At 67.3% G+C, this 24,864-nt stretch carries 29 protein-coding genes and 1 pseudogene; 14 read left to right on the plus strand and 16 right to left on the minus strand.

Features of this window, described 5'->3' with window-relative positions; genetic code table 11:
* Nucleotides 1-51 precede the first annotated feature (51 nt).
* Nucleotides 52-304 (plus strand): annotated as a pseudogene (locus tag LA521A_RS17495) (DUF3297 family protein).
* A gap of 3 nt (nt 305-307) precedes the next feature.
* Here LA521A_RS17495 and LA521A_RS17500 read toward each other — a convergent pair.
* Nucleotides 308-1,027 carry a M23 family metallopeptidase gene (locus tag LA521A_RS17500; protein ID WP_281780114.1) on the minus strand — a complete coding sequence of 240 codons (720 nt, stop codon included), beginning with the start codon at nt 1,025-1,027 and terminating at the stop codon, nt 308-310.
* A 299-nt stretch (nt 1,028-1,326) separates the two neighbouring features.
* Between LA521A_RS17500 and LA521A_RS17505 the strand changes: the two genes are divergently transcribed.
* Nucleotides 1,327-1,869 carry a DUF3016 domain-containing protein gene (locus LA521A_RS17505; RefSeq protein WP_281780115.1) on the plus strand — a complete coding sequence of 181 codons (543 nt, stop codon included), beginning with the start codon at nt 1,327-1,329 and terminating at the stop codon, nt 1,867-1,869.
* A gap of 59 nt (nt 1,870-1,928) precedes the next feature.
* On the opposite strand, the gene LA521A_RS17510 is transcribed toward LA521A_RS17505, so the two are convergent.
* The 3 genes from LA521A_RS17510 to LA521A_RS17520 form a co-directional block, all read right to left on the minus strand.
* A complete protein-coding gene (locus LA521A_RS17510) occupies nt 1,929-2,690 on the minus strand; it encodes an ABC transporter permease (protein WP_281780116.1) in 762 nt (253 codons plus the stop codon).
* Nucleotides 2,687-3,652 carry an ABC transporter ATP-binding protein gene (locus tag LA521A_RS17515; protein WP_281780117.1) on the minus strand — a complete coding sequence of 322 codons (966 nt, stop codon included), beginning with the start codon at nt 3,650-3,652 and terminating at the stop codon, nt 2,687-2,689. Before LA521A_RS17515 ends, LA521A_RS17510 begins: the two co-directional genes overlap by 4 nt.
* Nucleotides 3,653-3,717: 65 nt before the next feature.
* On the minus strand, nt 3,718-3,987 hold the full coding sequence (locus LA521A_RS17520) for a DUF2798 domain-containing protein (RefSeq protein ID WP_281780118.1): 270 nt from the start codon (nt 3,985-3,987) through the stop codon (nt 3,718-3,720).
* 183 nt (nt 3,988-4,170) lie between these two features.
* On the opposite strand from LA521A_RS17520, the gene LA521A_RS17525 reads away from it, so the two are divergent.
* Nucleotides 4,171-4,545: a YciI family protein gene (locus LA521A_RS17525; protein WP_281780119.1), complete on the plus strand. Its 375-nt coding sequence runs from the start codon at nt 4,171-4,173 to the stop codon at nt 4,543-4,545.
* A gap of 8 nt (nt 4,546-4,553) precedes the next feature.
* Here the strand turns inward: LA521A_RS17525 and LA521A_RS17530 are convergent, their stop codons facing one another.
* The 3 genes from LA521A_RS17530 to LA521A_RS17540 all read right to left on the minus strand — a co-directional run bounded on the left by LA521A_RS17530 (nt 4,554) and on the right by LA521A_RS17540 (nt 7,392).
* Complete coding sequence (locus tag LA521A_RS17530) at nt 4,554-5,438, minus strand: bifunctional helix-turn-helix transcriptional regulator/GNAT family N-acetyltransferase (RefSeq protein WP_281780120.1); 885 nt, start codon at nt 5,436-5,438, stop codon at nt 4,554-4,556.
* Between the two features lie 308 nt (nt 5,439-5,746).
* Nucleotides 5,747-5,968, minus strand: coding sequence for a hypothetical protein (locus LA521A_RS17535; RefSeq protein WP_281780121.1), 222 nt, complete (start codon nt 5,966-5,968; stop codon nt 5,747-5,749).
* A 113-nt stretch (nt 5,969-6,081) separates the two neighbouring features.
* Entirely contained in the window at nt 6,082-7,392 is a 1,311-nt protein-coding gene (locus LA521A_RS17540) for a metal-dependent hydrolase family protein (RefSeq protein WP_281780122.1), read from the minus strand.
* 347 nt (nt 7,393-7,739) lie between these two features.
* Between LA521A_RS17540 and LA521A_RS17545 the strand changes: the two genes are divergently transcribed.
* The 4 genes from LA521A_RS17545 (at nt 7,740) to LA521A_RS17560 (ending at nt 9,381) form a co-directional block, all read left to right on the plus strand.
* The gene (locus LA521A_RS17545; protein WP_281780123.1) at nt 7,740-8,084 is read left to right on the plus strand and encodes an RcnB family protein; all 345 of its coding nucleotides are present in this window, start codon (nt 7,740-7,742) and stop codon (nt 8,082-8,084) included.
* A 162-nt stretch (nt 8,085-8,246) separates the two neighbouring features.
* Nucleotides 8,247-8,456: a hypothetical protein gene (locus LA521A_RS17550; RefSeq protein ID WP_281780124.1), complete on the plus strand. Its 210-nt coding sequence runs from the start codon at nt 8,247-8,249 to the stop codon at nt 8,454-8,456.
* A 10-nt stretch (nt 8,457-8,466) separates the two neighbouring features.
* Entirely contained in the window at nt 8,467-8,646 is a 180-nt protein-coding gene (locus tag LA521A_RS17555; protein WP_281780125.1) for a hypothetical protein, read from the plus strand.
* Nucleotides 8,647-8,778: 132 nt separating this feature from the next.
* Complete coding sequence (locus tag LA521A_RS17560) at nt 8,779-9,381, plus strand: hypothetical protein (protein WP_281780126.1); 603 nt, start codon at nt 8,779-8,781, stop codon at nt 9,379-9,381.
* Nucleotides 9,382-9,459: 78 nt separating this feature from the next.
* On the opposite strand, the gene LA521A_RS17565 is transcribed toward LA521A_RS17560, so the two are convergent.
* Nucleotides 9,460-10,446 (minus strand): NAD-dependent epimerase/dehydratase family protein, encoded by a 987-nt coding sequence (locus LA521A_RS17565; protein ID WP_281780127.1) that lies wholly within the window; start codon nt 10,444-10,446, stop codon nt 9,460-9,462.
* A 179-nt stretch (nt 10,447-10,625) separates the two neighbouring features.
* Between LA521A_RS17565 and LA521A_RS17570 the strand changes: the two genes are divergently transcribed.
* On the plus strand, nt 10,626-11,105 hold the full coding sequence (locus LA521A_RS17570; protein ID WP_281780128.1) for a Cif family virulence factor: 480 nt from the start codon (nt 10,626-10,628) through the stop codon (nt 11,103-11,105).
* Nucleotides 11,106-11,895: 790 nt separating this feature from the next.
* Here the strand turns inward: LA521A_RS17570 and LA521A_RS17575 are convergent.
* Nucleotides 11,896-12,402 carry an SRPBCC family protein gene (locus LA521A_RS17575; protein WP_281780129.1) on the minus strand — a complete coding sequence of 169 codons (507 nt, stop codon included), beginning with the start codon at nt 12,400-12,402 and terminating at the stop codon, nt 11,896-11,898.
* A gap of 184 nt (nt 12,403-12,586) precedes the next feature.
* Between LA521A_RS17575 and LA521A_RS17580 the strand changes: the two genes are divergently transcribed.
* On the plus strand, nt 12,587-13,117 hold the full coding sequence (locus LA521A_RS17580; protein ID WP_281780130.1) for a DUF6630 family protein: 531 nt from the start codon (nt 12,587-12,589) through the stop codon (nt 13,115-13,117).
* A 3-nt stretch (nt 13,118-13,120) separates the two neighbouring features.
* Here the strand turns inward: LA521A_RS17580 and LA521A_RS17585 are convergent, their stop codons facing one another.
* Entirely contained in the window at nt 13,121-14,287 is a 1,167-nt protein-coding gene (locus LA521A_RS17585) for a PAS domain-containing sensor histidine kinase (RefSeq protein WP_281780131.1), read from the minus strand.
* 176 nt (nt 14,288-14,463) lie between these two features.
* Between LA521A_RS17585 and LA521A_RS17590 the strand changes: the two genes are divergently transcribed.
* Complete coding sequence (locus LA521A_RS17590; protein WP_281780132.1) at nt 14,464-15,660, plus strand: serine hydrolase domain-containing protein; 1,197 nt, start codon at nt 14,464-14,466, stop codon at nt 15,658-15,660.
* A 101-nt stretch (nt 15,661-15,761) separates the two neighbouring features.
* Here LA521A_RS17590 and LA521A_RS17595 read toward each other — a convergent pair whose 3' ends face one another.
* Together LA521A_RS17595 and LA521A_RS17600 are read right to left on the minus strand one after the other, a co-directional pair.
* On the minus strand, nt 15,762-16,976 hold the full coding sequence (locus tag LA521A_RS17595; RefSeq protein ID WP_281780133.1) for an MFS transporter: 1,215 nt from the start codon (nt 16,974-16,976) through the stop codon (nt 15,762-15,764).
* Nucleotides 16,977-17,142: 166 nt separating this feature from the next.
* Complete coding sequence (locus LA521A_RS17600; protein ID WP_281780134.1) at nt 17,143-17,766, minus strand: HAD-IA family hydrolase; 624 nt, start codon at nt 17,764-17,766, stop codon at nt 17,143-17,145.
* A 62-nt stretch (nt 17,767-17,828) separates the two neighbouring features.
* Here LA521A_RS17600 and LA521A_RS17605 point away from each other — a divergent pair, with 62 nt between their 5' ends.
* Nucleotides 17,829-18,230 carry a DUF2784 domain-containing protein gene (locus tag LA521A_RS17605; protein ID WP_281780135.1) on the plus strand — a complete coding sequence of 134 codons (402 nt, stop codon included), beginning with the start codon at nt 17,829-17,831 and terminating at the stop codon, nt 18,228-18,230.
* 174 nt (nt 18,231-18,404) lie between these two features.
* Here LA521A_RS17605 and LA521A_RS17610 read toward each other — a convergent pair whose 3' ends face one another.
* The 4 genes from LA521A_RS17610 to LA521A_RS17625 form a co-directional block, all read right to left on the minus strand.
* On the minus strand, nt 18,405-19,808 hold the full coding sequence (locus tag LA521A_RS17610; protein ID WP_281780136.1) for a vanadium-dependent haloperoxidase: 1,404 nt from the start codon (nt 19,806-19,808) through the stop codon (nt 18,405-18,407).
* 197 nt (nt 19,809-20,005) lie between these two features.
* Complete coding sequence (locus tag LA521A_RS17615; protein ID WP_281780137.1) at nt 20,006-20,455, minus strand: DUF6714 family protein; 450 nt, start codon at nt 20,453-20,455, stop codon at nt 20,006-20,008.
* Nucleotides 20,456-20,467: 12 nt separating this feature from the next.
* Nucleotides 20,468-21,460, minus strand: a complete 993-nt coding sequence (locus tag LA521A_RS17620) for an alpha/beta fold hydrolase (protein WP_281780138.1) — start codon at nt 21,458-21,460, stop codon at nt 20,468-20,470.
* 242 nt (nt 21,461-21,702) lie between these two features.
* Entirely contained in the window at nt 21,703-21,903 is a 201-nt protein-coding gene (locus LA521A_RS17625) for an XAC0095 family protein (protein WP_281780139.1), read from the minus strand.
* Between the two features lie 417 nt (nt 21,904-22,320).
* Here LA521A_RS17625 and LA521A_RS17630 point away from each other — a divergent pair, with 417 nt between their 5' ends.
* Genes LA521A_RS17630 through LA521A_RS17640 form a run of 3 tightly spaced genes read left to right on the plus strand, consistent with a single transcriptional unit; the run spans nt 22,321 to nt 24,298 of the window.
* Nucleotides 22,321-22,905, plus strand: a complete 585-nt coding sequence (locus LA521A_RS17630; RefSeq protein WP_281780140.1) for a PAAR domain-containing protein — start codon at nt 22,321-22,323, stop codon at nt 22,903-22,905.
* On the plus strand, nt 22,902-23,678 hold the full coding sequence (locus tag LA521A_RS17635; RefSeq protein WP_281780141.1) for a peptidoglycan recognition protein family protein: 777 nt from the start codon (nt 22,902-22,904) through the stop codon (nt 23,676-23,678). Before LA521A_RS17630 ends, LA521A_RS17635 begins: the two co-directional genes overlap by 4 nt.
* The gene (locus LA521A_RS17640) at nt 23,675-24,298 is read left to right on the plus strand and encodes a hypothetical protein (RefSeq protein ID WP_281780142.1); all 624 of its coding nucleotides are present in this window, start codon (nt 23,675-23,677) and stop codon (nt 24,296-24,298) included. The genes LA521A_RS17635 and LA521A_RS17640 overlap by 4 nt, the downstream gene beginning before the upstream one ends.
* Nucleotides 24,299-24,864: the final 566 nt, after the last annotated feature.

Consider the following 24,864-nt stretch of genomic DNA (forward strand, 5'->3'; position numbering starts at 1 on the left):
CCTGTGCGGCCCCGGCGCACGCGCCCGGTTTCAACCGCACGGATCCACGCCATGACCGACACCCCGCCCGACCGCCTCTCCAACGACGCGCGCAGCCCGTTCTATGACGAGGCGGTGCTCGAACGCGGCATCGGCATCCGCTTCAACGGCGTCGAGCGCACCAACGTCGACGAGTACTGCATCAGCGAAGGCTGGGTGCGCCTGCCGGTCGGCAAGGCGCTGGATCGCCGCCGGCAATCCGATGACGATGAAGCACAAGGGCACGGTTGAGGCCTGGTACCGCGACGCCGAAGAGGCGCAGTAAGCCTCAGAGCCCCGCCAGGTAGCGGCCCGGATCGATCCGCTGGCCGTACTGGCGCACTTCGAAATGCAGGTGCGGACCGGTCGAACGGCCGGTCGAGCCCATTTTCGAGATCTCCTGCCCCGCCAGCACCACGTCGCCGGGGCGGACTTCCAGCCGGCTGTTGTGCGCGTACAGCGTCACGATGCCCTGGCCGTGGTCGATCATCACCACGTTGCCGTAATCCTTGCTGTAGCGCGCCTGCACGACGACGCCGTCGCCGACGGCGTGCACGGGCGTGCCGAGCGCCCCGGCGAAATCGATGCCGCTGTGGAACGCGTCGCCGTGGCCGAACGGATCGTGCCGGCGGCCGAAGCCGGAGGTGATCCGCACCGGCGCCACCGGCAGCAGGCTGAGCAGGCGATCGCGCCAGCCGCGTTTCACCGGGTTCCAGGCGACGGACGAGAGTTCGACCGCGTCGTCGGCCTTTCGCAGCGGTGCGGCCTCCATGCGCGACAGATCGGCGACGAGGTCGTAGTGCGGCGCCTGCGCGGCCGGAATATACGGCCCACCCATGCCAGCCTCGGTCACGGCCGTCCGGGTCGGCACGGCGACATGCGAACGCGCCCAGCCGGATCCTGCGCTGGTGGCGGCGGTCATGACCGCGGCGGCGCAGATCAGCTGGAGGCTGCTGCGCCAACCGCAGCGGATGGGACGGGTTCGGGCGTTGCGTACGGCGGGGGACATGGACGACTCCGTGAAACGATCGGCGGCGTCCGGCGACCGGACGCAAGGACTCCTGGCTGGGTTCCCGGCGAGACCTGGCTGCCGGACGATGGCGCCGCGAGGCGCAGGGAGAAGTCTCCGGATCCGGCCCCGGCGTCGATATGAGACACGTCCGAAAAAGTCTCAGCGCGCGCCCTTGACGCGTTAAGGATTCATGGGTCCGAACCGGAAACGCCGGCTGTACGCCGCCAGCGTCGGCACCGCCGGGGCGTGCGCGCGGTGGGAGAATCCGATCGCTCCCATCCCTTGCGGAGGTCGCCATGAAACTGCGCCTCGTCGTTCTGTCCCTCGCGCTCGCGCTGGCTTCCACGGCCCACGCCGCGGCGCGCAACGTCACCGACCCACAGGCCCCGCGCGCCTTGCCCGAAAGCGATTCGGTCAACGTCCGATGGGAAGATCCTTCGCGCTTCAGCGAACTGCGCTACAGCGGCAACCGCTGGGAAGCCTCGCGCGGCGACTGGGTGCAGGAACTGGCCGCGTACATCCGCGAGCGTGCCGACAAGCGCCTGCCCGCCGGACAGCGCCTGGACGTCGACATCCTCGACATCCGCCGCGCCGGGGGATTCGAGGGGTGGCACGGCCCGAACCTGCAGAACACGCGCATCATCCGCGACGTCTATCCGCCGCGCATGACGCTCAACGTGCGGCTCACCGACGCCGGTGGCAACGTGATCGCGCAGGGCGAGCGCAAGCTCAGCGACCCGGGCTTCCTGATGGGCGACACGTCATCGCTCGATACCGATCCGCTGCGCTTCGAAAAGCGCCTGATCGATCGCTGGCTCTCGCAGGAACTCAAGAGCTAGGCGCACGAAGCGGCGACGCCTCGCACGAGGTTCCAGTGCCTGCTTTCTTCCCCTCGTTCCTACTGCTTCAGCTTCCACCCCGTGCGGAAGATCCAGTACACCACGCCCAGGCACAGCAGCAGGAAGCCGGTGATCGCCGCGGCGCTGATGCCGACGTTCACGTCGGAGATGCCGAAGAAACTCCAGCGGAAGCCGCTGATCAGGTAGACGACCGGGTTGAACAGCGCGACCTTCTGCCACAGCGGCGGCAGCATGCTGATCGAATAGAACGCGCCGCCGAGGAACGTCAGCGGCGTGATGATCATCAGCGGCACCAGTTGCAGGCGCTGGAAGCTGTCGGCCCACAACCCGATGATGAAACCGAACAGGCTGAAGGTCAGCGCCGTCAGCACGAGGAAGCACAGCATCCAGAACGGATGCTGGATCTCGTACGGCACGAAGAAACGCGCGGTGAGCAGGATCAGCGTGCCGAGCATCAGCGATTTCGTCGCCGCCGCGCCGACGTAGCCGATCACGATCTCCAGCGCCGACACCGGCGCCGACAGCAGTTCGTAGATCGTGCCCGCCCACTTGGGCATGTAGATGCCGAAGGACGCGTTGGAAATGCTCTCGCTCAGCAGCGACAGCATGATCAGGCCGGGGATGATGAAGGCGCCGTAGCTCACGCCGTCGACATCGCCCATGCGCCCGCCGATGGCCGCGCCGAAGACGATGAAATACAGCGACGTGGACAGCACCGGCGAGACGATCGACTCCATCAGCGTGCGGAACGTGCGCGCCATCTCGAAGCGGTAGATCGCGCGGATCGCGTGGAAATTCATGCGCGCGCCTCCCGGTTCTGGCGGACCAGGCTGACGAAGATGTCCTCCAGCGAACTCTCGGACGAATGCAGGTCCTTGAAGTCGATGCCGTGCTGGGTGAGGCGGCGCAGCAACGCGGCGATGCCGGTTTCCTGCGCCTGCACGTCGAAGGTGTAGACCAGCGCCGTGCCGTCTTCGGCGAGTTCCAGCGGGTAGTCCGCCATGTCCTCCGGAATGCGCTCCAGCGGCGCCTGCAACGTCAGCGTGAGCTGCTTCTTGCCGAGCTTGCGCATCAGCGTGGCCTTGTCCTCCACCAGCACCAGCTCGCCCTTGTTGATCACGCCGATGCGGTCGGCCATGTCCTCGGCCTCCTCGATGTAGTGCGTGGTCAGGATGATCGTGGTGCCGTTCTCGCGAAGGCGGCGCACCATTTCCCACATGTCGTGGCGCAGTTCCACGTCGACGCCCGCGGTTGGCTCGTCGAGGAACAGGATCGAGGGCTCGTGCGAAAGCGCCTTGGCGATCAGCACGCGGCGCTTCATGCCGCCGGACAGCGCCATGATCTTGCTGTCCTTCTTGTCCCACAGCGACAGGTCGCGCAGCACCTTTTCCAGGTACGCGTCGTCGCGCGACTTGCCGAACAGCCCGCGGCTGAACTTCACCGTCGCCCATACGCTTTCGAACGCGTCGGTCGACAGTTCCTGCGGCACCAGGCCGATCTTCGCGCGTGCGGCGCGGTAGTCGTGCACGATGTCGTGGCCGTCGGCGGTCACGGTGCCGGAACTGGCGTTGACGATGCCGCAGATGATGCTGATCAGCGTCGTCTTGCCCGCGCCGTTCGGGCCGAGCAGCGCGAAGATCTCGCCGCGCCGGATCGACAGGTCGATGCCCTTGAGCGCCTGGAAACCGGTCGAATACGTCTTGGTGAGGCCCCGCACGTCGATGACGGGATCGTGTGTCTGCAAGCCGGCGGTCGACGCCATGCCGTGGTCCTTTTCCTGCGGTGAACCCGCGGCATCGTACCGGAGCGGCGTTCGCGGCATGTCGCTCATCCCATGCGCCCGAGGCGTTGCGACGAACCGGCCGCCTGGGTGCACGCCTTCGTCACGCGTGCCAGCAGTGCGCGCACGCCGGGCAGGATCACCCACGCGGCAGGCAGCGCGACGGCGAACGCGACGGGCCATCCGCGCAGCCACGCGGAGATCAGGCCCGGGCCGAAACCGCGCTGCAGCGCGATCATGGCGAAGCTCATCACGCCCGACATCAGCGTGACGACGAGGGGGACGAAGGCGAACTGGGCCTGGCGCGGCGTGAGCATTGCGGGCATTCCGTTGCGACGGGGGAAGCGACAGGGTAGGCAGCCGATGCAATCCCGATAAGCCCGCATCGCGGGGAAGAACCGTCCCATCAGCGGGCGAATGCGAGCTGTGCCTTCCGGTACATCGCGGCGCAGTCCGCATGGGCGACAATGCGCGCTCCCAGGACGCATCGCCGGAGCCCCATGAAATTCCTGCTGATGATCTACACGGACCAGACGTTGCTGGACGCGTTGCCGGCCGGCGAATACGACCGGCTGATGAAGGACTGCATCGAGAAGGCCGATGCGCTGCGCGAGCGCGGCGTGCTGCTGGATTCACAGCAGCTTGAGGTGCCCAGCACGGCGCGCTCGGTGCGCACGCGTGGCGGCAACACGCACGTGTACGACGGCCCGTTCGCCGAGGCGAAGGAAGTCTTCGCCGGCTTCAACCTGATCGAGGCGCCGGACATCGAGTCCGCGGTGGACATCGCGCATTCGTTCCCGTGGTCGCGCTTCGGTTCGATCGAAGTGCGCCCGGTGCGCGATTTCGCGGCCGTGCGGGAACGCGTGGGCGCGTAAGGCCGACGTCAGCGCAGGCGCTTTTCGAACCAGTAGTCCGCGTACGGATTGTCGTTGTAGCGCGGGATCTCGACGTAGCCGTTGCGCGCGTACAGCGCGCGCGCCTCCAGCAGCGTGCGGTTGGTGTCCAGCCGCAGCGTGTGCAGGTGCATCCGGTGCGCGTGTGCTTCCAGCGCGTCGAGCATGCGTTGCGCGATGCCCAGGCCGCGTGCCTCCGGCGCGACCCACATGCGTTTGATCTCGCCGACGCCGTCGCCCAGCACCTTGAGCGCGCCGCAGCCGAGCGCCTCCTCGTCCAGTCGCGCGAGCAGCAGCACGCCCGAGGGCGGCACGAGTTCCTGCGGATCGGCGCTCGGCCCGCGCGTGGCGTCGAAGCCGGTGTCGAAGCGTTCGTCGAGTTCGCGCAAGTAGGCGTCGATGCACGCGCGTGCGTCGGCGCTGGCCGGATCGGCCGGTTCGATGACGACCGCAGCGGCGCGCATCAGGCGTTCGACTTCGGCCATCGCCCGGGTCAGGCGCTCGCGCTGCGCATCGCCGAGCGGCGAGAGCAGCGAGGTCGCGAAGTCCTGCGAAAGGCGGTCGAGCGCTTCGAATTCGCGTCGCCCCTTTGCCGTGAGCAGCACGCGCCGGACGCGCGCGTCGTCGGGCGCCGGTTGGGAGGTCGTCAGTCCCTGCGCCTCCAGGCCGCGCAGCAGGCGGCTGAGGTAGCCCGAATCCAGCGACAGCCGCGCGCGCAGGTCGCGCACGTCGGCGCCCTCGCGGCCGATCTCGAACAGCAGGCGCGATTCGGCCAGCGGCCGGCCACGCCCGAGGAAATCGTCCGACAGCGCACCGATCCGTCGCGTCACCGCCCGGTTGAAGCTGCGGACCTGCTGTACCTGGCGCTCGTTCATTGCCTGACTTTAGTCAGGTAAGTGGGCGGGCGCAAGCGGTGGCAGGCGCCCCGCCCTTGTAGCCCGGGTAAGCGAAGCGCACCCGGGAGGGACGATTCCGAAGACGGCCACCCGGATGCCGCCGTCCGCCCGACCGTCCCCAATTTTCCGTCATCCCGGCGAAGGCCGGGATCCAGGCCCGCAGCGGGACAACTCACGATGCCGCGCTTCTACGGATGACGTGACAGCCTGGGTCCCGGCTTTCGCCGGGATGACGGTTCTGGGGGTTTCCGATTTAGGGAGCGAGCTCGGCACACAGACCCTTCCGCTCACGTCCGCTCCAACACCGCCCCACGCCGCCGCGCCAGATACGGCAACGCGAACAGGTACAACCCGCTGAGCAGCAGCAACGCCAACGGCACCAGCGTCGCGAAACCCACCCACAGCGCGATGTCCCCGCGCCCCATCACGGCGAAGTTGGCAATGACGCACAGCGTGAAGGCAATCGACAGCCAGCGGTGGGCCTGGCGGATCCACGTGTTCCAGTTCATGGGAGCGCTCCTGATGGGGCCCGCACCGTGCGGGCCCGTGGAACGATCCTGACGCGGCGTTCGCGTCGCCGCTTCTCGAAAACTGATCGATATCGCGACGCGGCGTCGGCCGCCTACGGCCCGCGCACCACCGCGCCCTGCTTCATCACCAGCAGCGGCTTCTGCGTGGCGCGGATGTTTTCCAGCACGTTACCCGGGACGGCGACGATGTCGGCGAACTTGCCGGCTTCCAGCGTGCCGGTTTCGTTGTCGATGCCCAGCAGCTTCGCCGAGCCCTGGCTGCTGGTGAGCAGCGCCGCCGCGGGCGTCATGCCGAGGTCGACCATGTCGCCGAATTCCTGCGCGTTCATCCCGTGCGGATACACCGCTGCGTCGGTGCCCAGCGCGATCGGCACGCCCACGCGAAGCGCTTCCTTGAACATCTTCTGGTGCGCCGCGCCGGCAGCGCGCGCCTTGGCGCCGATCTGCGGCGGGTAGGTGTCGGCCTTCTCGACCACCCACACCTGCGTCATGCGCGTGGGCACCAGGTAGGTGCCCTTGCTCTTCATCAGCTGCAGCGTCGGCGTGGTGAGGAAGCTGCCGTGCTCGATCGAATCCACGCCGGCTTCCACGGCGAGCTTCGCGGCGAGGTCGCCATGGCTGTGCGCGGCGACCTTGCGGCCCCAAGTGTGCGCTTCGGTGACGATCGCGCGCAGTTCCTCGGGCGTGAGCTGCGGAACGTCCACCGGATCGGCTTCCGACAGCACGCCGCCGGAGGCGCAGATCTTGATGAGGTCGGCGCCGTACTTCATCTGCTCGCGCGTCGCCAGGCGGCACTGTTCGGCGCCGTTGCACACGCCGTCGCGCGGGCCGAGCGGCGTCACGCGCTCCGGCGGGAACGGCGCGGCATCGCAGTGCCCGCCGGTGGAACCCAGTGCATGGCCCGCGACCAGCATGCGCGGGCCTTCGGTGAGACCGTCGCGAATGGCGTTGCGCAGCGCGATGTCGACGAAGTCCGGCGCGCCGACTTCGCGCACCGTGGTGAAGCCCGCCTCGAGGGTCAGCTTCGCGTTGCGCGCGGCGTGGAAGGACTGCTCGGTCGGGAAGCGCAGCATGTTCTCGTAGAAGCCCTGCGCCCAGTTGTCGTCGTGGTTGGACGCGATGTGCGTGTGCGCGTCGATGAAGCCCGGCAGCAGCGTGGCGTCGCCCAGGTCGATCACCTTCGCGCCGGCCGGCACCGCGGCGTCGCCGACGGCGGCGATGCGCCCGCCCTGCACGACGAGGGTGCCCGGCGACACGAGCCGCCCGCTGCGACCGTCGAACAGATGCGCGGCCCGCAACACGATCGGCGGTGCGGACGCGGGCGCCGCGGGCGGCGCCTGTTGCGCCGGGGTCGCGGTGGTGATCGACAGCAGGGCAACCGACAGGCCCGTCAGGGCCGCCATGGCACGACGCTTCATTCCCTTCCCCTCAGGTGTTCACGTTTGCGCCGAGTGTAGGAGGCCGCGCGGCGCGGCGTCTCGTCCCCTGCGACGGTCGGCGGCCACACTGCACGCACTCCTCGTCAGGGAGATTGCCGGGGCGGCGCGCGACTGGGCTCGCGCGCCGCCCCGGTGTTTTTTTGTCCGGCACGCGCGTTGTAAGCGCTTACCTAAAGGCCGGGTGAAGGATTCGGGGCCCAAACCGCGAACTGCGTCATGGTTTGATGCGGACCCGACTTGCCAGCACGACAGGCGCAGTCAGGATCGAGCGCACAAGAACCACCACGCACTCGCATTCAACAGGGGATTCCATGAAGCGCCTGATTTCGACCCTCGCCGTCGGCTTCCTGCTGCTCTCGCCAGTCGTCGCGTCCGCGCACGGCAAGGGCCACGGCCACGGCCGCGGTCACGATCATCACGACCGCTACGACGACCATGACGACCGCCACGACCGCGGCCGCAAGAACGGCCACTACAAGCACGACTACCGCCGCGGCGTGGTCTATGTCGAGCGCCGCGTCTATGTCGACGACTACCACCACTACGACCTGCGCGAGCCGCCCCGCGGTCACCGCTGGGTGCGAAGCGACGATGGCCGCTACGTGCTGATCGCCGTGGCCACCGGCATCATCGCCGACGTGCTGCTGCATCACTGATCCACGCGCGTTCGATCTGCGTCGTACGAAGGGCCCCGGATTCCGGGGCCTTTTTCGTTATCCGGCTGAATGCGCCGCGGTAACGAAGGGCTTACATCCCGGTGCGCCGCACCTAACGGCGCAACTCCTACGGTGAGCCTTCCCCCACCACGCGGAGACACCATGGGCACCAACAAGCACGCGCAGGACCGGGTCAAGAGCGGCCACAGCACGCCACCGTCGGGCGGCAATCGCGACACCGACCGCGACCACGCGATGCGCGCGGGCCACGACGGGCCGAGCCAACGCAAGCACGCGGTGCACAAGGAGCCGTCCACGCGCGAGGAAGGCCGCGACGACCACCGCTCCGGCAGCGACAAGCGCCATCACTGAGGAGGACGCCATGCGACCGGACAAGCCAAAACTCCAGGCCCAGCAGAAATCGGGCTCCAAGGACCAGAAGAAGGACCTGGAAGAGCGCAACCAGCCTAAGGCCGCCTCGACGCCGGCGAACGATTCCTCCGACGACAACGCGCTGGCGAAGGTGCGCCATCGCGAGCAGAAGGGGCCGACGCTGCACTAGCGCTGCGCCCGCCGCGCACGACACGCGGCCTTCACTTTTCCGTGCACACACTGAACCGCGCCGCCCCGAACCGGGCGGCGCGTTGCCGTCGCGCGTCCGCGCGATGCGCGCCCACACCGCACGGAGGACGCAGTGAAGACTTCCCCGCTCCCGCTCCGCCCCGTTTTCCTCGCCATCGCCCTGGCCCTCGCCACCTCGGCCACGTACGCCGCCAAGCCGACCCCGCCCGACCCGGATCGCAGCGAGACCGCCGCGGTCGCCGTCACCGTCGAAGGCAAGGTCACCGACATCGACACGCCCAACCGGCTCATCACCGTCCAGGGCCCGGATGGCAACGAAGTGGAAGTGCACGCGGACGAAACCGTGCGCAACTTCGAGCAGGTGCGCGTCGGCGACACTGTGTCGCTGGACTATCTGCGCGCGGTCACCGTGGACATCCAGCCGGCCGGCAGCGCCGAACCGGGCGCGTACATCAAGCAGAAGGAAGACATCGCGAAGAAGGGCGAGAAGCCGCGCGCCGGCGCCGCGGAAGTGGTCACCGTGCTCGCGCCGATCCGCGCCATCGACACGGCAAACAACACCATCACCGTCGAAGGCCCGCGCGGAAACGTCGTCACCCTGGACGTGCGAAAGCCGGAATACCAGGCGCGCCTGTCGAAGCTGAAGGTGGGCGACATGCTGCGCGTCGCCTTCACCGAAGCGGCGGTGGTGCAGGTACGGCCGAAGGGGCAGTAGTCGTTCCGCTTCTGTAGCCCGGTCAAGCGACCCCGACCCTCTCCCGCACGCGGGAGAGGGGCCGGCGCTACAACGTCCTCAAGACGCGACGGGATACGGGCCGTCCTCGAACACCGCGTCGTGATACCCCTTGCTGCCGACCGCCTCGGCGAGAGGGCTGCGGAATTCCTCCCCGCTACGCAGCGCGGCGAGCACGCGCGCGAAGTCGTACTTCGGCTGCCATCCCAGCTGCTCGCGCGCGAGCGCGTTGACGTACACGCGATCGATCTGCGGGAACATCCGCCATCCGCGCGACGCATACAGCGCCGGCGCATCGGGGAAATGCCGCGCGAGCACGGTCGCCGGATCGCGCCGAAGTTCCGCAAGATCCTCGCGCGTGAACGGCGTGGTGGCCGAAATGATGTAGCGGCCAAAGCCAATGGCCTTCGCGCGCTCGACCGCGAGCAGGTGCGCGTCCACCGCATCGGCGATGTCGACGCGGCGATAGAGCAGCTCGTTCGCCTGCGCGTTCGCCGTCGAGAACCCGTTGCGCACGTCGATGCTGTCGTCGGGCTCGGGGAAGAAGCGCGAGGTGCGCAGCACCAGCACGGGCAGGCGGCGCTTGCGGTAGAACAGCTCGCACAGCTGCTCGGCCGACAGCTTGGTCACGCCGTAGATGTTCTTCGGGATCGGCGCGACGTGCTCGTCGATCCACGCCGCCGGCTCGCCCAGCGCGGGCGTGAGCGCGGCGCCGAACGTGCTGGTCGTGCTGGTGAACACGAACGCTTCGACGTTCGCGGCGAGGGCTTCCTCCAAAAGCGCCAGCGTGCCGCTGACGTTGGTGTCGATGAAGTCCTGGTGCGGATGCGTCGCCACGTGCGGCTTGTGCAGCGTCGCGGCGTGGATCACCGCACGCACGCCCTTCATGCGGCGGCGCACGAAGTCGCGGTCGGTGATCGAGCCGACGTGGTCGGTGAATGCGGAAGGCTTGATGTCGATGCCGACGGCGTCGCGCCCGGTGGCGCGCAACTCGCGCATCAGTCCTTCGCCCAGATGGCCGGCGCTGCCGGTCACGAGAAGGGTCATGGAAGCGGCTCCGATGACGTGTGGGGCATTCGATTATGCGGGGGATTTGTGGCGGGGCGGCGGCAGGCGACGCGTCCGGGCGGGGCCGGATTGGCCCTGTGGAACCCTCCGGTTTTGGCTCTTCAACGGTGCCGCTTGCGCGCCTACCGTCGTCCTGCCCCCATGTCGAGGACACGACGATGACGATCCGCCCGCTCCTGCGTCGCTGCATTCCCGCCGCCACCTGCCTGCTGCTCCTGTCCGCCTTCGCGCCCGCCTTCGCCGGCGGACACGGCGACGGCCGCGCCCGCGGCTGCGCGCGCCAGTTCGAACTGGCCCAGCGCATGGACATGGAGTCCTTCCGCGACTACGACGCCGACACCTTCCGCGCCGTGCACGACGAACGCGCGATCACCGTCTTCGCCAGCGGCCACAAGTTCGTCGGCATCGACGCGATCATGACCGCGCTGGCGAGCCACTTCGCCAACCGCGAGGCGCAGTGGACGTGGACGGAGGTCTACCGCGTGGTCGATGGCTGCAACGCCGCGTTCATCCTGTACGAGACGGTGTACGAAATCCCCCGCATCGGCTTCCGCCAGCACGCCTACACCGGCGTGACCTACAGCCACGACGGCCACCGCTGGCTGGCGATCGCGGACCAGGGGACGGCGTTGCCGTGAGGTCGGGCGGTTGACGCGGCGTACGCGAGCGTCACCCGCCGCACGATATGCGCCGCTCTTGCGTGGCGGTGCTGTATGCGGTGCTTGCGATGTTGCCCTCTCCTGCGGGAGAGGGGTTGGGGTTGGGATGCGCGATCTCGCTGGCACGCGCGATGCGTTTGCTCTGGTAGCCCGGGTAAGCGAAGCGCACCCGGGACGCGACCGCCCTGCCACCCCGGGTGCGCTTCGCTTACCCGGGCTACAAACGCGTGGCGCTTTGGTGTTGCGCTTCCTGTTGCTGTTGCTGTCGCTGTCGAACAGCCAATCAGGTCCCTAGCCCCAACGGGCGCCCCACAGGACGTGCGGCGGTGAGCGCCGAGCCATGGAAGGCGAATCGCGAACGCGCCCTTGCTCTGTCCGGTCGTGGGATTGATTTGTCGGGGAGCTGCCCTTTCTTTTGGTTACTTTTTGACCGAAGGGAATCCAGTAGGACTTGGGCAAGCAAAGAAAAGTGACCCGGGCGCCGCAGGCGATCGGAAGCTTGGCTGGTGATTCTTCTTCTGAAAAGCAACGGGAAAGCATGAAAAGTCCCGGCATCCCCGCCTTCGCGGGGATGACGATCAAGCGCAACGGCGATGGCTCTTGTAGCCCGGGTAAGCGAAGCGCACCCGGGGGCTTGGTCAGCAAGAGCAAATGGGTTCCAGCTTTCGCTGGAATGACGGTGAGGTGGTTCCGCGCCAGAAGCGTGCCCTTCGCGCTACGAGCGCAGGTCCCACCTTCGCCCAAGGGACGCCGCGCATAAAAACAAACCTCAACCCGCCGCTTCCAACGTCCGCTTCATCACCCCAAGCCCCTCCGCGATCATCCCCTCCACCTCCGGCGCCGCCGAATCCGGCAGCAGGTCCGCGATCCACCGCAGACGCGTGCGGCCTTCGCCCAGGTCGAATGCCTGCACCGACGCGTTGTAGTGCTCGAACGAGCCGCCGACCGCGGCCCACGCCACGCGATGCCGATCCTCGTCGATGACGAGGATTGGCTCGCGCACCACCATGCCGTTGCCGAAGGTGACCACGCGCACGCGGCCCTCCATGCGGCAGTCGGCGACGAAGCCCGGCACCAGGCGTTGATGGATGCTCCCGACATCGCGCAGCGCATCCCACGCGTCGCGCAACGCGATGTCCACGTCGATCTCGCGCTGGATCGAGGCCATGGCGCACGCTCCCGGCAACTGAGATGTCGGCAGCGTGATCCCGCGAACGAAGCCGCGCCATGCGCGGCGCGAGCCTTCCGACGGATGGCGTTTTCGGATTCGTCCCATGGAGGGCGCACGAGCGCTGCGCAACGCTGGCGTCGGCCGCTGCGAGTCGGCCAGGACGCCCACACTCCCCCGGGGCGTCCACTCCTTTCAGGGCTGCCGGACCTTCGGCAGCCTTCTTTTTTGCCCGCACGCCCCGCCGCCGCATCGCGCCGTATCCTGTGCGCCCCACTCGCGGGCCCGCGCCATGCATTCCGAATACGACCCCGACGACAACTTCGCCCGCTCCTTCCACGACGACGCCGACCTCGACGAGGATGCCGCGCAGGAAGCCGTGGCCTGGCAGTTCCTGCTACTCATCAATCCCGGCGACGACGACGCGGCGATGGAGCAATTCGGCCGCTGCCGCGAGGCCCTTATCGACGGCGAGGACCCCGTGCAGGCGTTGCGCGACGCGATCGACTGGCGCGCCGGCTTCCACGTGGAGGAGTCCGATGCCGCCGGGCTGATCGAAGTGCTCGACGAGCTCGCTTCGCGCTTGGGCCTGCGTATCGACTGGGGCTTCGATGCGGACGACGACGACGCGCTGGCCGACGCCGAAGTGCCCGCGCTGATCAACGTCGCCTTCGACCGCCTGCGCGAACACCACTACACGCTGTGGACGTACGAAACCGGCGACCACACGCAGGCCGGGTTCATCGCGCGCCAGCGCGACGACGAAGCGCTGCGCATGGTGGCCGGCGCGCTCGGCTTCCACGTGAGGACCGGCGCGCTGTAGGCGTCAGTGCACCGGGAAGCGCACCACGAACTGGCTGCCTTTCCCCACGCCCTCGCTGCGCGCCTGCACGGTGCCGCCGTGCAGTTCGATGATCTTCTTCACCAGCGCCAGGCCGAGCCCGAGTCCGAGTTTCGAACTGTCCAGGCGCGGCAGGGTGAACATTTCGAACAGCCGCTCCAGCCGGTCCGGCGCGATGCCGATGCCTTCGTCGGTCACGCGCACGATCGCCTCGTGCCCTTCTACCGTGCCGCTGACCCATATGCGCCCCGGCATAGGCGTGTAGCGCAGCGCGTTGGCGATCAGGTTCACGAACACCTGCTGCATGCGCATCGGATCCACGTCCACTTCGATCTCATGCTGCGGCAGCAGCACGCGCACCAGCCGCGATTCCTCTTCCATCTGGCGCTTCGCGATGGACGTGGACGTCTCCAGCATCTCGCGCAGCTTGCAGCGCGTCTTGTCGAGCTGGAACCCGTCCGACGCGACCTTGCTGTGCTGCATCAGGTCTTCGATCAGGCGCACGGCCAGTTCGACGTTGCGCTCGATCACGTCGATGGGATCGGCCGCCGACGGCACGTCGTCGCCGATGCGGCGCTTCAACATGCCCGCCGCCAGGCTGATGCCTGACAGCGGATTGCGGAGTTCATGCGCGAGCAGCGCGATGGCCGCGCTCTTCTTGTCGCTGGCCTCGCTCGCGGCGCGACACCGTTTGCGGCTGCTTTCCAGCTGCATCTTCACTTCGGTGAGGTCGCGGAACAGCTTGAGGTACGCGCAGCAATCCATCTCCTGCACGAACGGACCGAGGTACACCGTGACGCCGGACGCCCAGAAGCGCGAACCGTCAAGCCGCGACAGCCAGCGATCGTCCGACGCCGTGCCGCGGCTGCGCGCTTCGACGCGTTCGTGCTCGGGAATGCCGGCCGCAAGGTCGCGCCGGGTGAAGAAGGAGCCCATGTTGCGCCCGATCAGGCCGCCGGGCTCGGCACCGAGGATCACTTCGGCGCCCGAGTTGGTCCATGTGATCGTGCCGTCGTTGCCGATCAGCAGCGCGGCGTGTTCGGGCGATCGCACGGCGAACGCCCACAGCATGTCCTTGATGACCTGGTTGTCGATCGTGCCCGGACCGACTGGCGTGCCCTCGCCCGGCGTGGCGCGCGTATCGTCATTCATCGGCGGCCCCAGCGGAGTTCGGCTTGAGTCTGCGCCCGCGAAACCGCGTTGTCCGTGAAGGTTCGCGGTGCGCGCAAGCGGGCCGAAAAAAGGTTTCATCGCTGCAACATGCACCCGCGCAGGCTAGGCTTGGGGCGCCCCCGATTCCGAGCGACCTCATGCGCGTGATCCGAACGATGGCCCTCGTCCTCCTGCTCGCCATGCTCGCGGCGCCTGCGAGCGCGGTGCCACCGGTTGCGAGCGTGCGGATCGCGTTCGACCGTGACGGCACGACCGGCACGCAGGTGCATGGATACGCCGACCTCGCGGCCAAACGCGCGGTGACGGCGGACGATCCGGTGCGCGTCGCGTCGATCAGCAAGCTCGTCACCGCGATCGGCGCGATGCGGCTGGTCGAGCAAGGCAAGCTCGACCTCGATGCCGACCTCTCGCCGCTGCTCGGCTGGAGGCTGCGCCATCCGGCGTTTCCCAAGACACCGATCACGCTGCGGCTGCTGCTCTCGCATCGCGCCGGCCTGACCGATGCGGCCGGCTACTGGGCGGTGCCGCTCGACGGCGCGCTGCGCGACATCACCGACAATCCGCGCGCGTGGGACGACGCGCACGCGCCCGGCACGTTCTTCCGTTACGCGAACATCGACCTGCCGATCGTCGCCTCCGCGATGGAAAAGGCCACCGGCGAGCGGTTCGACAAACTCATGCAACGCCTGGTGTTCGCGCCGCTGAAGATCGAGGCATGCTTCAACTGGGAAAGCTGCAGTCGCGACTTCGCCGCGCGCGCGGTCGTGCAGTACGACGCGGCGGGCGCGCCGGTGTACGACAACCTGCGCGGGCGCAAGCCGGATTGCGCGGTGATCCGTTCGACGAAGCGCGAGTGCGACCTGTCGCAGTGGACACCCGGCCGCAACGGCGCAATGTTCTCGCCGCAGGGCGGGCTGCGCATTTCGGCCAATGGCCTGGCGCGGATCGGCCGCATGCTGCTGCGCGAAGGCGAACTCGATGGCGTGCGCGTGCTTTCCGCCGCATCGGTTCGCACGATGATGACGCCGCAATGGACGTACACGGCCGACAACGGCGTCACCGCCGAGGAAGACGCGAGCGGGCAGTCGCGCAACGGCTTCTTCTGTCGCTACGGCCTGGCGGTGCAGACGCTGGCGACCAAGCGCGAGGGCTGCCGCGACGATCCGTTCGGCGACGGCGTGGAGCGCAGCGGCCATGCGGGATCCGCTTACGGGTTGCTGTCCGGGCTTTGGATCGATCGCGCGTCCGGCAGCGGCGTCGTCTATTTCGCCACCGGCATGGAAGATGCGCCGCGCGGGACGCATTCGGCGTTCACCGAAGTGGAAGAGCGGCTGGCTCGCGGCGCCCGGTGACGGCGCGCTCGATCGGTCATTGCCTGACGGCGCTTTCGTGCACCGGATCGCGACGATTGACGGCTGGATTCCCGCCTTCGCGGGAATGACGATCGGGGGCGTTACGCCGCCTCTTCCACCACCACCGCCGCGCTGCGCCGCAGATCCGCGCGGGCCCACGCGTAGATCAGCAAACCGCACACTGCCGTGGCTGCGCCGACGATGCCCGTCGACGTCCAGCCGTAGCCGGCGGTGATCGCCATGCCGCCCAGCCACGGGCCGAGCGCGTTGGCGAAGTTGAACGCCGAGTGGTTCGACGCCGCGGCGAGCGTCTGCGCTTCGCGCGCGACGTCCATCAGGTGCGCCTGCAACACCGTCGCCAGCGCGCCCATGGTGCCGACCGCGAGCACCGCCGGCAGCACGGTCCACGGCGACTTGGCCGCGAAGGGGAACACCAGCAGCACGACGATCGACCACACCAGCAGCATCGGCACCGCGCGGAACTGGAAGCGATCGAACATCCAGCCGCCGCCGAGCGTGCCCAGGATGCCGCCGATGCCGAACGCGACCAGGCCGAACGGCACGAAGGTTTCGCGCACGCCGGTCACGTGCACCAGCGTCGGCGTGAGGTAGCTGAAGACGCAGAACATACCGGCGAATCCGATCGCGCCGATGCCCAGCGCCAGCCACACCGGCTTGCGGTTGAAGTCGCGCAGTTCGCGCAATGCATCCGGCCGCGGCGCGTTCATGCCGCGCGGCAGCACGCGCATGGTCATGATCACCGTGGCGATCGCGAGGATCGTCACGAGGCCAAACGCCCATCGCCAGCCGAACGTCTGCCCCATCCACGTCGCGAGCGGATTGCCGACGAGCAGCGAGATCGCCAGGCCGAGCATCACGCGGCCGACCGCGGCGCCGCGCTGTTCCGGCGGCGTGATGCGCGCGGCGACCAGGGCTGCGATGCCGAAATACGCACCGTGCGGCAGACCGGCGATGAAGCGCGCACCCATCAGGGTGAAATAGCCCGGCGCGAGCGCGCTGGCGAGGTTGCCCAGCGCGTAGAAGCCCATCAGGCACAGCAGCAGGCTGCGGCGCGAGAGCCGGTTGCCCAGGATCGCCAAGGTGGGCGCGCCGACGACCACGCCGAGCGCGTAGGCGCTGATCACGTGGCCGACCTGCGGCTCGTTGACGCCCAGGCTGCGCGCGATGTCGCTGATCAGCCCCATCACGACGAACTCGCTGGTGCCGATGGCGAAGCCGCCCATCGCAAGGGCGAACAGGACGAGGGTGACCTGGCGCGGGCTCAGCGCCGGCGCGGCTGGGGATACGGCGGACATGCGGCCATTATGTTGCATTGCAGCAGGCGGCGCGACCGATGAGGCTGAACGGGCTCGGCTGTAGCGTGGCTTTTGTAGCCCGGGTAAGCGCAGCGCACCCGGGGATTCAGCCATCCCAGCGCAGGTTTCCCGGGTGCGCTGCTTACCCGGGCTACAAGAGCCGTCACTACGACGCCAGTCGCCCCAGCTCCGGCACCGTCTCGAAGAACTCCTCCGCACCCATCGCGCGCAGCGTATCCGCGTGCGAATACCCCCAGCCGACGGCGCCGAACGCCACGCCCACGCGACGTGCCGCTTCGCCGTCGCTGACCTGATCGCCGATGTAGATCGCCTCCGACGCCCCGGTTTTCGCCAGCTTCAACATGCGGGCGATGCGCCGATGCTTGCCGAGCACGTGCGCGCCACCGTCGATCAGTTCGATCGCTTCCATCAGCTCGGCGTCGAGCACGCGCCGCACGTTGTCGACGGAGTTCGAGGTGAGGATCGCCAGGCGCGCGCCGCGATCGCGCAGGTGCCGCAGCGTGTCGGCGACGCCGGGAAACAGCGGCACCGGCGGTGCGCCGCGCATCATGCGGACGAAATCCGCCGCGACGATCGGCACCTTCCACGTCGGAAACTTCAACTCGCGCAGCAGCTCGCGCGTGCCGAGGCGACGCAGCGCATCGACGCGGTCGTCCTCGATCGCGGTGAATCCGTGCCGCTGCGCGAGCGCGTGCTGCGCCTTCACGAAGAACGGGAAGGAGTCGGCCAGCGTGCCGTCGAAATCGAAGATGACCAGGGGATAGCGCATGCGCCGCATTGTGCATGAGCCCGCGTGAGCGGCATGGGCCATGGGTTGGCTACAGTGCCGCCATGAACCCCGCGTTTGCCGGAAAGCTCGCCGATGCGATCCTCGTCGTGCACGTGGGCATCGTCGCGTTCGTGATCCTGGGTGCCGTCGCCATCTTCGTCGGGCGATCGCGATGGCGTTGGGTGCGCGGCGTCCGCTGGCGGCTCACGCACGTGTTGCTGATGGCGTTCATCGCGCTGCAGGCGTGGCTCGGCGCGTTGTGCCCGCTCACGGTGTGGGAGCAGGCGCTGCGCCGCCGCGCAGGCCAGGCGAGTTACGGCGAATCGTTCATCGAACACTGGCTCTCGCGGCTCATCTTCTTCGACGCGCCGTGGTGGAGTTTCGTCGCCGCGTACAGCGCGTTCGCGGCGCTGGTGATCGCGGCGTGGTTCATCGTGCCGCCCGTTCGGAAAGCGCACGATTGAGCGCCTCTCCGCCGGGAGAGGGGTTGGGGTGAGGGACAACGAAGCGCCAGCGTGTTTGCGACGCTCTTGTAGCCCGGGTAAGCAAAGCGCACCCGGGGAACCGATCGCCACCACGTCTGCAACCCGGGTGCGCTAGCGCTTACCCGGGCCACAAACGCGTTCTTCGATCGGCCATCACTTCGCCTGCAACTGATGCCCGTACACCCAGTCCGCCACCTTGTTGCCGGCCTTCAACCCGGCAAGGCAACCCTCGGTGAAGTGGATGCCCGCGTACACGCGTCCCATCGCCTGCTCGTGCTCCGCGGTAGTCAGCGACGGGTACGTGCGCGTGATCGCCTTGATCGGCAGTTCCACCATCGGCGGGGGCAAGGCCACCGCCGGCGCATTGACCGTTCGCGTGAACCGCACCGCGTCGCTCTTGAATAAGCGCCGCATCGTCTGCGCCGCCGCGCCGGTGAGCGAGGTCGATGCGCACGGGTAATCCGGATACGGCGGCGTCTGCAGGAAGGGTCGCCACGTCGCGTCGCTCTTCGTGAACGGGTTGCCGTCGTCGGGCCAGCGGATCGCCGTGACCGGCCGCCAGAAGTTGTAGCCGTACTTGTCGGCGATGTTGGTGATGGCCGCATCGGCGAGCGCCATGTTCACCAGCGCGAACAGGCGCGCGTTCTGCCAGCGATCGAGCGGTCGCGACAGCGCGATGATGCGCACGTTGCCATTCCAGTCGAGTCCACCGCCGGCCCAGAACCGCGGGATGTCGCTGAGCGGCGAGTTCGGCTGCGCGCCGCGCACGCGCGCGTCGCCGATCGACTTCACCAGGTTGTACTCGGACGCGTACTTCGCGCTGGTGACCTTGAAGATCTTCGCCGGCGGCGAATGGAACTGCGCCGCGCTCTCCACGGCGAACGGCGTCACGAACGCCCATCCCATGAACGCGGGCGTGGTCGAAGCGGGGAACTCCGGCGCGGGCGTCGGCTGGTGCACGCCCACCGACGGCGGCAGCGCATACGCCGGCAGGTTCGGCGTGCCCGATCCGTCGGTCGGCACGAGCCCACCCGATCCGTTGTCGTCATAGCGCAACGCGAGCAGCGTCTCCGCCGCCGATTCGCCCGCGGCGATGCCTGCCGCTTCGGATGCATCCGGTGCACCGGGGCCGATCGACGCGTCGTACATCGCGTTGATCGCGGCGATGGCGGCAGCGCGCGCGGTGGCTTCGGCCGGCGTGGGCGCAGTGGGCAGCGCATCGATCATCGCAAGCAACGCGGTGCGATTGGCCGCGGCGACGGCGGCATCGGGCGATGCGTTGCCCGGCGCGCTCGCGACGGGGCGATAGGTGTTGTAGCGCGACTGGATCGAGTTGAGCGCGTCGTGCACCGACAGCGAGACGATCGCCATCGCGCGCGACTGCTGCTGCGGTCCGCCGAAGCGCGGCGCCACCGTGGGGCCGCTGGCGAGTGCGTTCCAGTCGGTCACCGAATCGGCGTGCGACGGCAGCGCGATGCAAAGCGCGAGCGCGGCCGCCATCGACGTGCACGCACGCCGCGAGAGCGTGCGCGCGTGGAGCGAGCATGTGGAGTTCATGGCGATGTCCTGTGGGGGAAGGAGGACGCGCCTGTCCGAAGCGCCGGGCAGGCGCATGGGTTCCAACGCAGAGCCCGCACGAAACGGCCGCCCGGACGTCGCTCAGTGGCGACCGGGCGACGGGCGGGCGGTTGGTGGCATGGATGTTGGCGGGGTCGCGCTATCGGCCGAAGGCCCAAGGGCGCGAGGCGACTGCCTCAGGGAAAGCGCTCCCGTAGGGATGCACGCGCTTTTTCGACGTCCTGCGCTTCCCATTCGCTCAAGTCGCGGTGCTCGATGAAGTCGAGGAAATGCGCAACCGCCTGGCGCTGTTCCTTCGTGTAAGGCCTCGCCGGCGCCCAGCGATGATCGGAGTTCAACGCAAACAGGAGGTTCCACACGTAGTCGCCCGCCCACTGGCCGTCATCCAGCGCCTGCAGCATCCATGCGGGCAGGTAGTGCTGCTTGGCGTCGTCCGACAGCAGGGTCATGTCCCATCGGTGGTCGTCGAGCACGTTGACCGGCACGTCCTGCCACGCGTAGGGCGCAAGCGCGTCCCGCAACTCGTCGCATTCGTCGCAGCGGTGCGTGGTGATGTTCTCCCGCGCAGGTCGAATGACGTCCACGAACGCGCGCGCGATGTGCAGGCGAAGCTGTTCGACATCCATTACGCGATCGTCCTATCGAGACCAGAGTTCGTTCACCGCATCGGCGACCGCCTGCGGCGCATCGATCTGGATGTCATGCGATGCATTCGGAACCGCGACAACGCGGCCGTTCGTCGATGTGGCCGCCAGTCGTGCCTGCGTCTGCTCGCGTGCGGTCTGCAATGCCTTGCGGACCTCGTCTGGCACGCCCGGCACGTCATTGGGCGCGGTGAGGACGACGACGGGCGTCGCGCCGTGCGACTCGTCCGCAGGGACGGGCGCGGCGAAAATGGCGGTGTTCGCGTCGAGCTCGGAGCGCAGCGTCCGCCAATACGCCGGCTTGAGCTTGTAGGCGCGCGACGCCGCAGCGACGGAAGCGCTCTGCCACGGCGGCGCCGCGCGCAGGCAGGACGCCAGCGGGCCTTCGGCCTTGTCGAGCGTGCCCGCCTCGGCGGCCTTCAAACATGCATCCAGGAATGCATCGCGCTGCGAGCGACCGGCCTCGCCCTGCTGTTTCCATGCGGCGGGCAACAGCGCGTCGACGCCCTGCTCCGGCGGATCGACCAGCACCAGCGCGCGCACGTTCTCCGGATGGTGCTGCGCATAGCGGCGCACGATGTTGCTGCCCAGCGAATGCCCGACGAGCACCAGCGGCGTCTTCAAGCCAGCCGCCGTGATGAGCGCGGCGAGGTCGGCGACGTCGGCGTCGAGGTCGCGCGGCATCGGGCCTTCATCGCTGAAACCGTAGCCGGCACGGTCGTACGCGCACGTGCGCGTCTGCGGCGCGAGCATCGCCAGCACCTTGAACCACGTGGTGGAATCGGCGTTGCCGCCCGCCTCCAGCAGCACCGTGCGCGGTCCGTCGCCGACGCAGCGCAGGTTCAAGGCGCGACCGGGCGCGATGGTGACGCGCTGCCCCGCGGTGGCGTAGGTGTCGGGGGTTTGTGGCGGCGCGTCCGGCGCGGCGTGCGCGGGCGCGAACATCGAGGCGCCGGCGATAAGCGCGATGCGTGCGATCGACTTCATCCTGCTCTCCATGCATGGGGAAGCACGTGCGCCGACTCGATCGGGGCGCATGGCGGCGGCTAGCGTAGCCCAGCATCGGATTCCAGGCGCGTGCCGTGGGATGCCTTACGACGAGAAGACCATCACGGGTTCGACTGCGCGCCAGCAGCCCTTGTAGCCCGGGTGAGCGAAGCGCACCCGGGGATGCTCCCGGGAGCCGGGCGTCTCCCACCACCCGGCACCACATCCCGCCATTCCAACCACTACGGCGGCGCGTCGAGCACCGAGTCGAGCACTTCGTCCAGGTACTGCGCCTGGCGATCGAACAACTCCGCGAGCGCATCGGGCGCGATGCGGAACTCGACTTCCTGCTCCTCGCCGCGCGAACCGGCGAGCTGCGACAGCAGCAACAACTGATCGCGCGCCTGCATCAACTTGTGGTGCGCGAAGTCGGGCAGCAGCACGCCCGCGAACGCGGCGTGGGAACGGCAAACATCCTTTTGAATCTAGGGCTCTCCAGCAAACCAGCCGGCTTGCGCCGCGGGATTGCGGCGCAAGGTGTCGGGAGGTTCGAAAACCGTACGAAGCCGGCTGGGCCTATTTCCTCTCGCGAGGTGTTCTATTCAGCCGCCCTCCCGACGCGGAACGCTTGCGTCGGACAGCCCAGATGATCGGGCATAAAAAACCCACCGGTATGACGGAGGTGGGTCCCGCTTCGTATCGGAGTTTCGACACTCCTTGGGCATCGAGATTGCTTGCGGATGCCGGCGTGTTCAATGCGAAGAAGTAGCACCTCGCACCGCACGTTTTTCGCGTTGCGCCATCGTCGCCGCGTTGTTGTGCTGCACCTACTCCAAATAGATAGGAGAAGTGAATTGGCCTTGAAGTATCTGATCGTGGTTGGCGACCCGACCACCGCAGGCGGTGAGGCAGTAGAGGGCGATTCTGGTTGGATGATCCAGTGTCTGGACGGCTCTTCGCGACCGGCGGTACGCGTCAACGACGCGGTCATGTGTGGCGCTTGCGGACCAACAAAAGTCATTCAGGGCGCGGGCCATTTCCTGACCGGCGGTGCGCTCGTCGCTTACGACGGCTTGTTGCTGGCATGCGGCCACCAGATGATCGCGAAGTCGCAGAGGCTGTGCTCTGTCGAGGTTAACGACGGATCACGGGCCACGCACCGCATAAGCAATCCGGTTGCCGAATCGCTGGTGAGCTCGAAGAGCGCGCCGGGGGAACAACCCAAGTACGCGCTTCAGTTCCAGGCTACCGACTACAACACGGGACGACCCCTACCCCACTGCAAGTACATCCTCACAAGAGGTGACGGCCAAGTACAACGCGGCCAGTGTGACGAGAGTGGGCTGACGGATGTGATTTCTTCAGTCCAGCCGGAGCAGGTTTCCATCCACTTCGTGTTCACCTCTCCTATCGGCAACTCCATCTCAAAGAGTGACCTGTCATGACCTTTCGAACGCGCGATGTGAGCGGCGGACCGTTTGACACTACGGAGAACCTTCGCCGCGTCTCCGACGAACCTGGGAAGGTGGAAACAATCAAGGCAAGGATCAACAACCCTGCCGCGACTCGGGAAGCCATCATCGTCACCCTGCGCCGGAGCGGGATAGCCTTTCAGGAGCGCTCTCAATGGAAGGCCAAGGCGGAGGATCCTGCGCGAAGCGACGGCCCGGACTGGGACTACACATGCCTTGTTCTTCACCACGCCGGGAACAGCTACTCGTGCAACGCTGACGACCTGGACCAGCTTCGTCGTGTTGAGGCTACCGATATGACGAAGTTCGGCTACATGAGCTACCACTATGCAATCTCGTGTACCGGAACCATTTACGAAGCTCGCGATATCCGCTTCAAGGGATCACACGTGAGCAAGGGCAACACTGGAAGGATCGGCATCGTTCTTCTTAATGACTTCAGCGATCCGGGAGAAGCCTATGAGGAGGAGTACAAAGAGAAGAGTCGCCTGGAACGGCTCAAGAACGCACCAGAGCTAGTACGCGACAGGGTGGATGCTGGTGCCAATCCCCCTCCCCCCGTTCAGGTGCGTTCACTTGCGCAGCTGGTCTACACGCTCAAGAGCTACTTCCCGATACGGATGCTCGGTGGACACCGCGAGTTTCAGCGACTGGCGAATCACGAAGGACGTGCGTGCCCTGGACGTCTGGGGATGGCAGTCGTGGATGCGTTACGGGCCGAGTTCCGGCTTGAGGCGCCGCAGTGAGGTATGTCACTCGCGTCGTCCCGATGCTCGGGGCTGCGTTGCTCCTCTGGCTGTTCATGGGCTTCGAGGCAATCGACTACGAGCACTCAACGGACTACAAGTTCTTCATCAAACAGTATCCATCGTGGACAACTGTCTATCGCAATCCCGTGTTGTGCGGAGAGTGCGATCTACGACGCCCGGAGAACATTGGCATCGAGGCGAACTGGCAGTTCGAGGCGTTCTGCCGTGTTCGCTTTGACCTAGATCCCGGACTTTGCTACGCCATCTATGCAGCGAAGCAAAGACGCGCCGACGAGCGCGCCGGCCGTGAAAGCATGCGAGCGCGTTTCAACGGCCCCCGCGAAGAGCGGCCATGGGCGCCGGGTTTTCCACTCGGAACTCCAGAGGACGTTCTTGACTTCGCCAAGAGGCGAAACTTGTGCGACTACTTCCGCGCCGAGGCGCCGGAGCCGGGGCAGCGCGAGCGAGCTCTGGAAATCGAGCTTGGCATTGCTACGTACTGCCCCGGAACCGATAAGGAGCTGGCGTACCTGCGGCAGAAGTACGGGCATCAGGCAGAAGTCACCCAGAGACTTGCGGAGTACGGTTCGGCGGCCGAGCGAGGTGGGAAGCCATGAGCTTACTCGTCAGGATTGCCGCAGCACTTCTGCTTCTTGTCGCAGGTCTTGCAGGGATATTTTGGGTCGCGTCTCTGTGGTGGGAGAAGGCTTTCGCCACTCGTACTAGTGTCCAGGTGAGTCCGAACGGATGCTATCGGTTGGAGGAACTCAAGCCGTACTGGATCCTTCCGAATGGCTTTCATCCCAAGTTCGACGACGAGGGTTGGTGGAACCCGTTGACGGACTGGTATGCGCCGTGGTTTCCAAATGACTATCCCGGGTTCTATCGTCTTTATGACAACCGTACGGGAGCGCTTCTGGGTGAAAGCAGGGTCCAGGACCTGTCCAGCAACGCTGGAGTTGGGACGCATTGGCCGAATGAGCGACTCCCTTGGATGAGTGCTGGATACACGCAACTCGCAGATGATTTGCCCCCGTGTAGGACTGGCTCCCAGATGCCGCGTTATGAACGGCGTCGCGAGGTGCTTGGCCGCCGCGATGTGCGCCGGAGCCGCTTTAGTTTTTACACTGTGGCACGGACATACACGCTCAAGTTCTATACGAATCAGTCGATAACATTGCGG

Origin of the sequence: Lysobacter auxotrophicus (genome assembly GCF_027924565.1) — a bacterium.
GTDB classification, from domain to species: Bacteria; Pseudomonadota; Gammaproteobacteria; order Xanthomonadales; family Xanthomonadaceae; genus Lysobacter_J; species Lysobacter_J auxotrophicus.

What these genes read in the sequence shown, in the direction of transcription:
- LA521A_RS17550 (WP_281780124.1), top strand. Translation starts at nt 8,247, where the DNA reads ATGGGCACCAACAAGCACGCGCAGGACCGGGTCAAGAGCGGCCACAGC.
- LA521A_RS17555 (WP_281780125.1), top strand. Translation starts at nt 8,467, where the DNA reads ATGCGACCGGACAAGCCAAAACTCCAGGCCCAGCAGAAATCGGGCTCC.
- LA521A_RS17565 (WP_281780127.1), bottom strand. Translation starts at nt 10,446, where the DNA reads ATGACCCTTCTCGTGACCGGCAGCGCCGGCCATCTGGGCGAAGGACTG.
- LA521A_RS17595 (WP_281780133.1), bottom strand. Translation starts at nt 16,976, where the DNA reads ATGTCCGCCGTATCCCCAGCCGCGCCGGCGCTGAGCCCGCGCCAGGTC.
- LA521A_RS17605 (WP_281780135.1), top strand. Translation starts at nt 17,829, where the DNA reads ATGAACCCCGCGTTTGCCGGAAAGCTCGCCGATGCGATCCTCGTCGTG.
- LA521A_RS17510 (WP_281780116.1), bottom strand. Translation starts at nt 2,690, where the DNA reads ATGAATTTCCACGCGATCCGCGCGATCTACCGCTTCGAGATGGCGCGC.
- LA521A_RS17620 (WP_281780138.1), bottom strand. Translation starts at nt 21,460, where the DNA reads ATGAAGTCGATCGCACGCATCGCGCTTATCGCCGGCGCCTCGATGTTC.
- LA521A_RS17615 (WP_281780137.1), bottom strand. Translation starts at nt 20,455, where the DNA reads ATGGATGTCGAACAGCTTCGCCTGCACATCGCGCGCGCGTTCGTGGAC.
- LA521A_RS17530 (WP_281780120.1), bottom strand. Translation starts at nt 5,438, where the DNA reads ATGAACGAGCGCCAGGTACAGCAGGTCCGCAGCTTCAACCGGGCGGTG.
- LA521A_RS17535 (WP_281780121.1), bottom strand. Translation starts at nt 5,968, where the DNA reads ATGAACTGGAACACGTGGATCCGCCAGGCCCACCGCTGGCTGTCGATT.
- LA521A_RS17570 (WP_281780128.1), top strand. Translation starts at nt 10,626, where the DNA reads ATGACGATCCGCCCGCTCCTGCGTCGCTGCATTCCCGCCGCCACCTGC.
- LA521A_RS17590 (WP_281780132.1), top strand. Translation starts at nt 14,464, where the DNA reads ATGGCCCTCGTCCTCCTGCTCGCCATGCTCGCGGCGCCTGCGAGCGCG.
- LA521A_RS17600 (WP_281780134.1), bottom strand. Translation starts at nt 17,766, where the DNA reads ATGCGCTATCCCCTGGTCATCTTCGATTTCGACGGCACGCTGGCCGAC.
- LA521A_RS17525 (WP_281780119.1), top strand. Translation starts at nt 4,171, where the DNA reads ATGAAATTCCTGCTGATGATCTACACGGACCAGACGTTGCTGGACGCG.
- LA521A_RS17540 (WP_281780122.1), bottom strand. Translation starts at nt 7,392, where the DNA reads ATGGCGGCCCTGACGGGCCTGTCGGTTGCCCTGCTGTCGATCACCACC.
- LA521A_RS17515 (WP_281780117.1), bottom strand. Translation starts at nt 3,652, where the DNA reads ATGGCGTCGACCGCCGGCTTGCAGACACACGATCCCGTCATCGACGTG.
- LA521A_RS17635 (WP_281780141.1), top strand. Translation starts at nt 22,902, where the DNA reads ATGACCTTTCGAACGCGCGATGTGAGCGGCGGACCGTTTGACACTACG.
- LA521A_RS17500 (WP_281780114.1), bottom strand. Translation starts at nt 1,027, where the DNA reads ATGTCCCCCGCCGTACGCAACGCCCGAACCCGTCCCATCCGCTGCGGT.
- LA521A_RS17585 (WP_281780131.1), bottom strand. Translation starts at nt 14,287, where the DNA reads ATGAATGACGATACGCGCGCCACGCCGGGCGAGGGCACGCCAGTCGGT.
- LA521A_RS17575 (WP_281780129.1), bottom strand. Translation starts at nt 12,402, where the DNA reads ATGGGACGAATCCGAAAACGCCATCCGTCGGAAGGCTCGCGCCGCGCA.
- LA521A_RS17505 (WP_281780115.1), top strand. Translation starts at nt 1,327, where the DNA reads ATGAAACTGCGCCTCGTCGTTCTGTCCCTCGCGCTCGCGCTGGCTTCC.
- LA521A_RS17520 (WP_281780118.1), bottom strand. Translation starts at nt 3,987, where the DNA reads ATGCTCACGCCGCGCCAGGCCCAGTTCGCCTTCGTCCCCCTCGTCGTC.
- LA521A_RS17610 (WP_281780136.1), bottom strand. Translation starts at nt 19,808, where the DNA reads ATGAACTCCACATGCTCGCTCCACGCGCGCACGCTCTCGCGGCGTGCG.
- LA521A_RS17580 (WP_281780130.1), top strand. Translation starts at nt 12,587, where the DNA reads ATGCATTCCGAATACGACCCCGACGACAACTTCGCCCGCTCCTTCCAC.
- LA521A_RS17545 (WP_281780123.1), top strand. Translation starts at nt 7,740, where the DNA reads ATGAAGCGCCTGATTTCGACCCTCGCCGTCGGCTTCCTGCTGCTCTCG.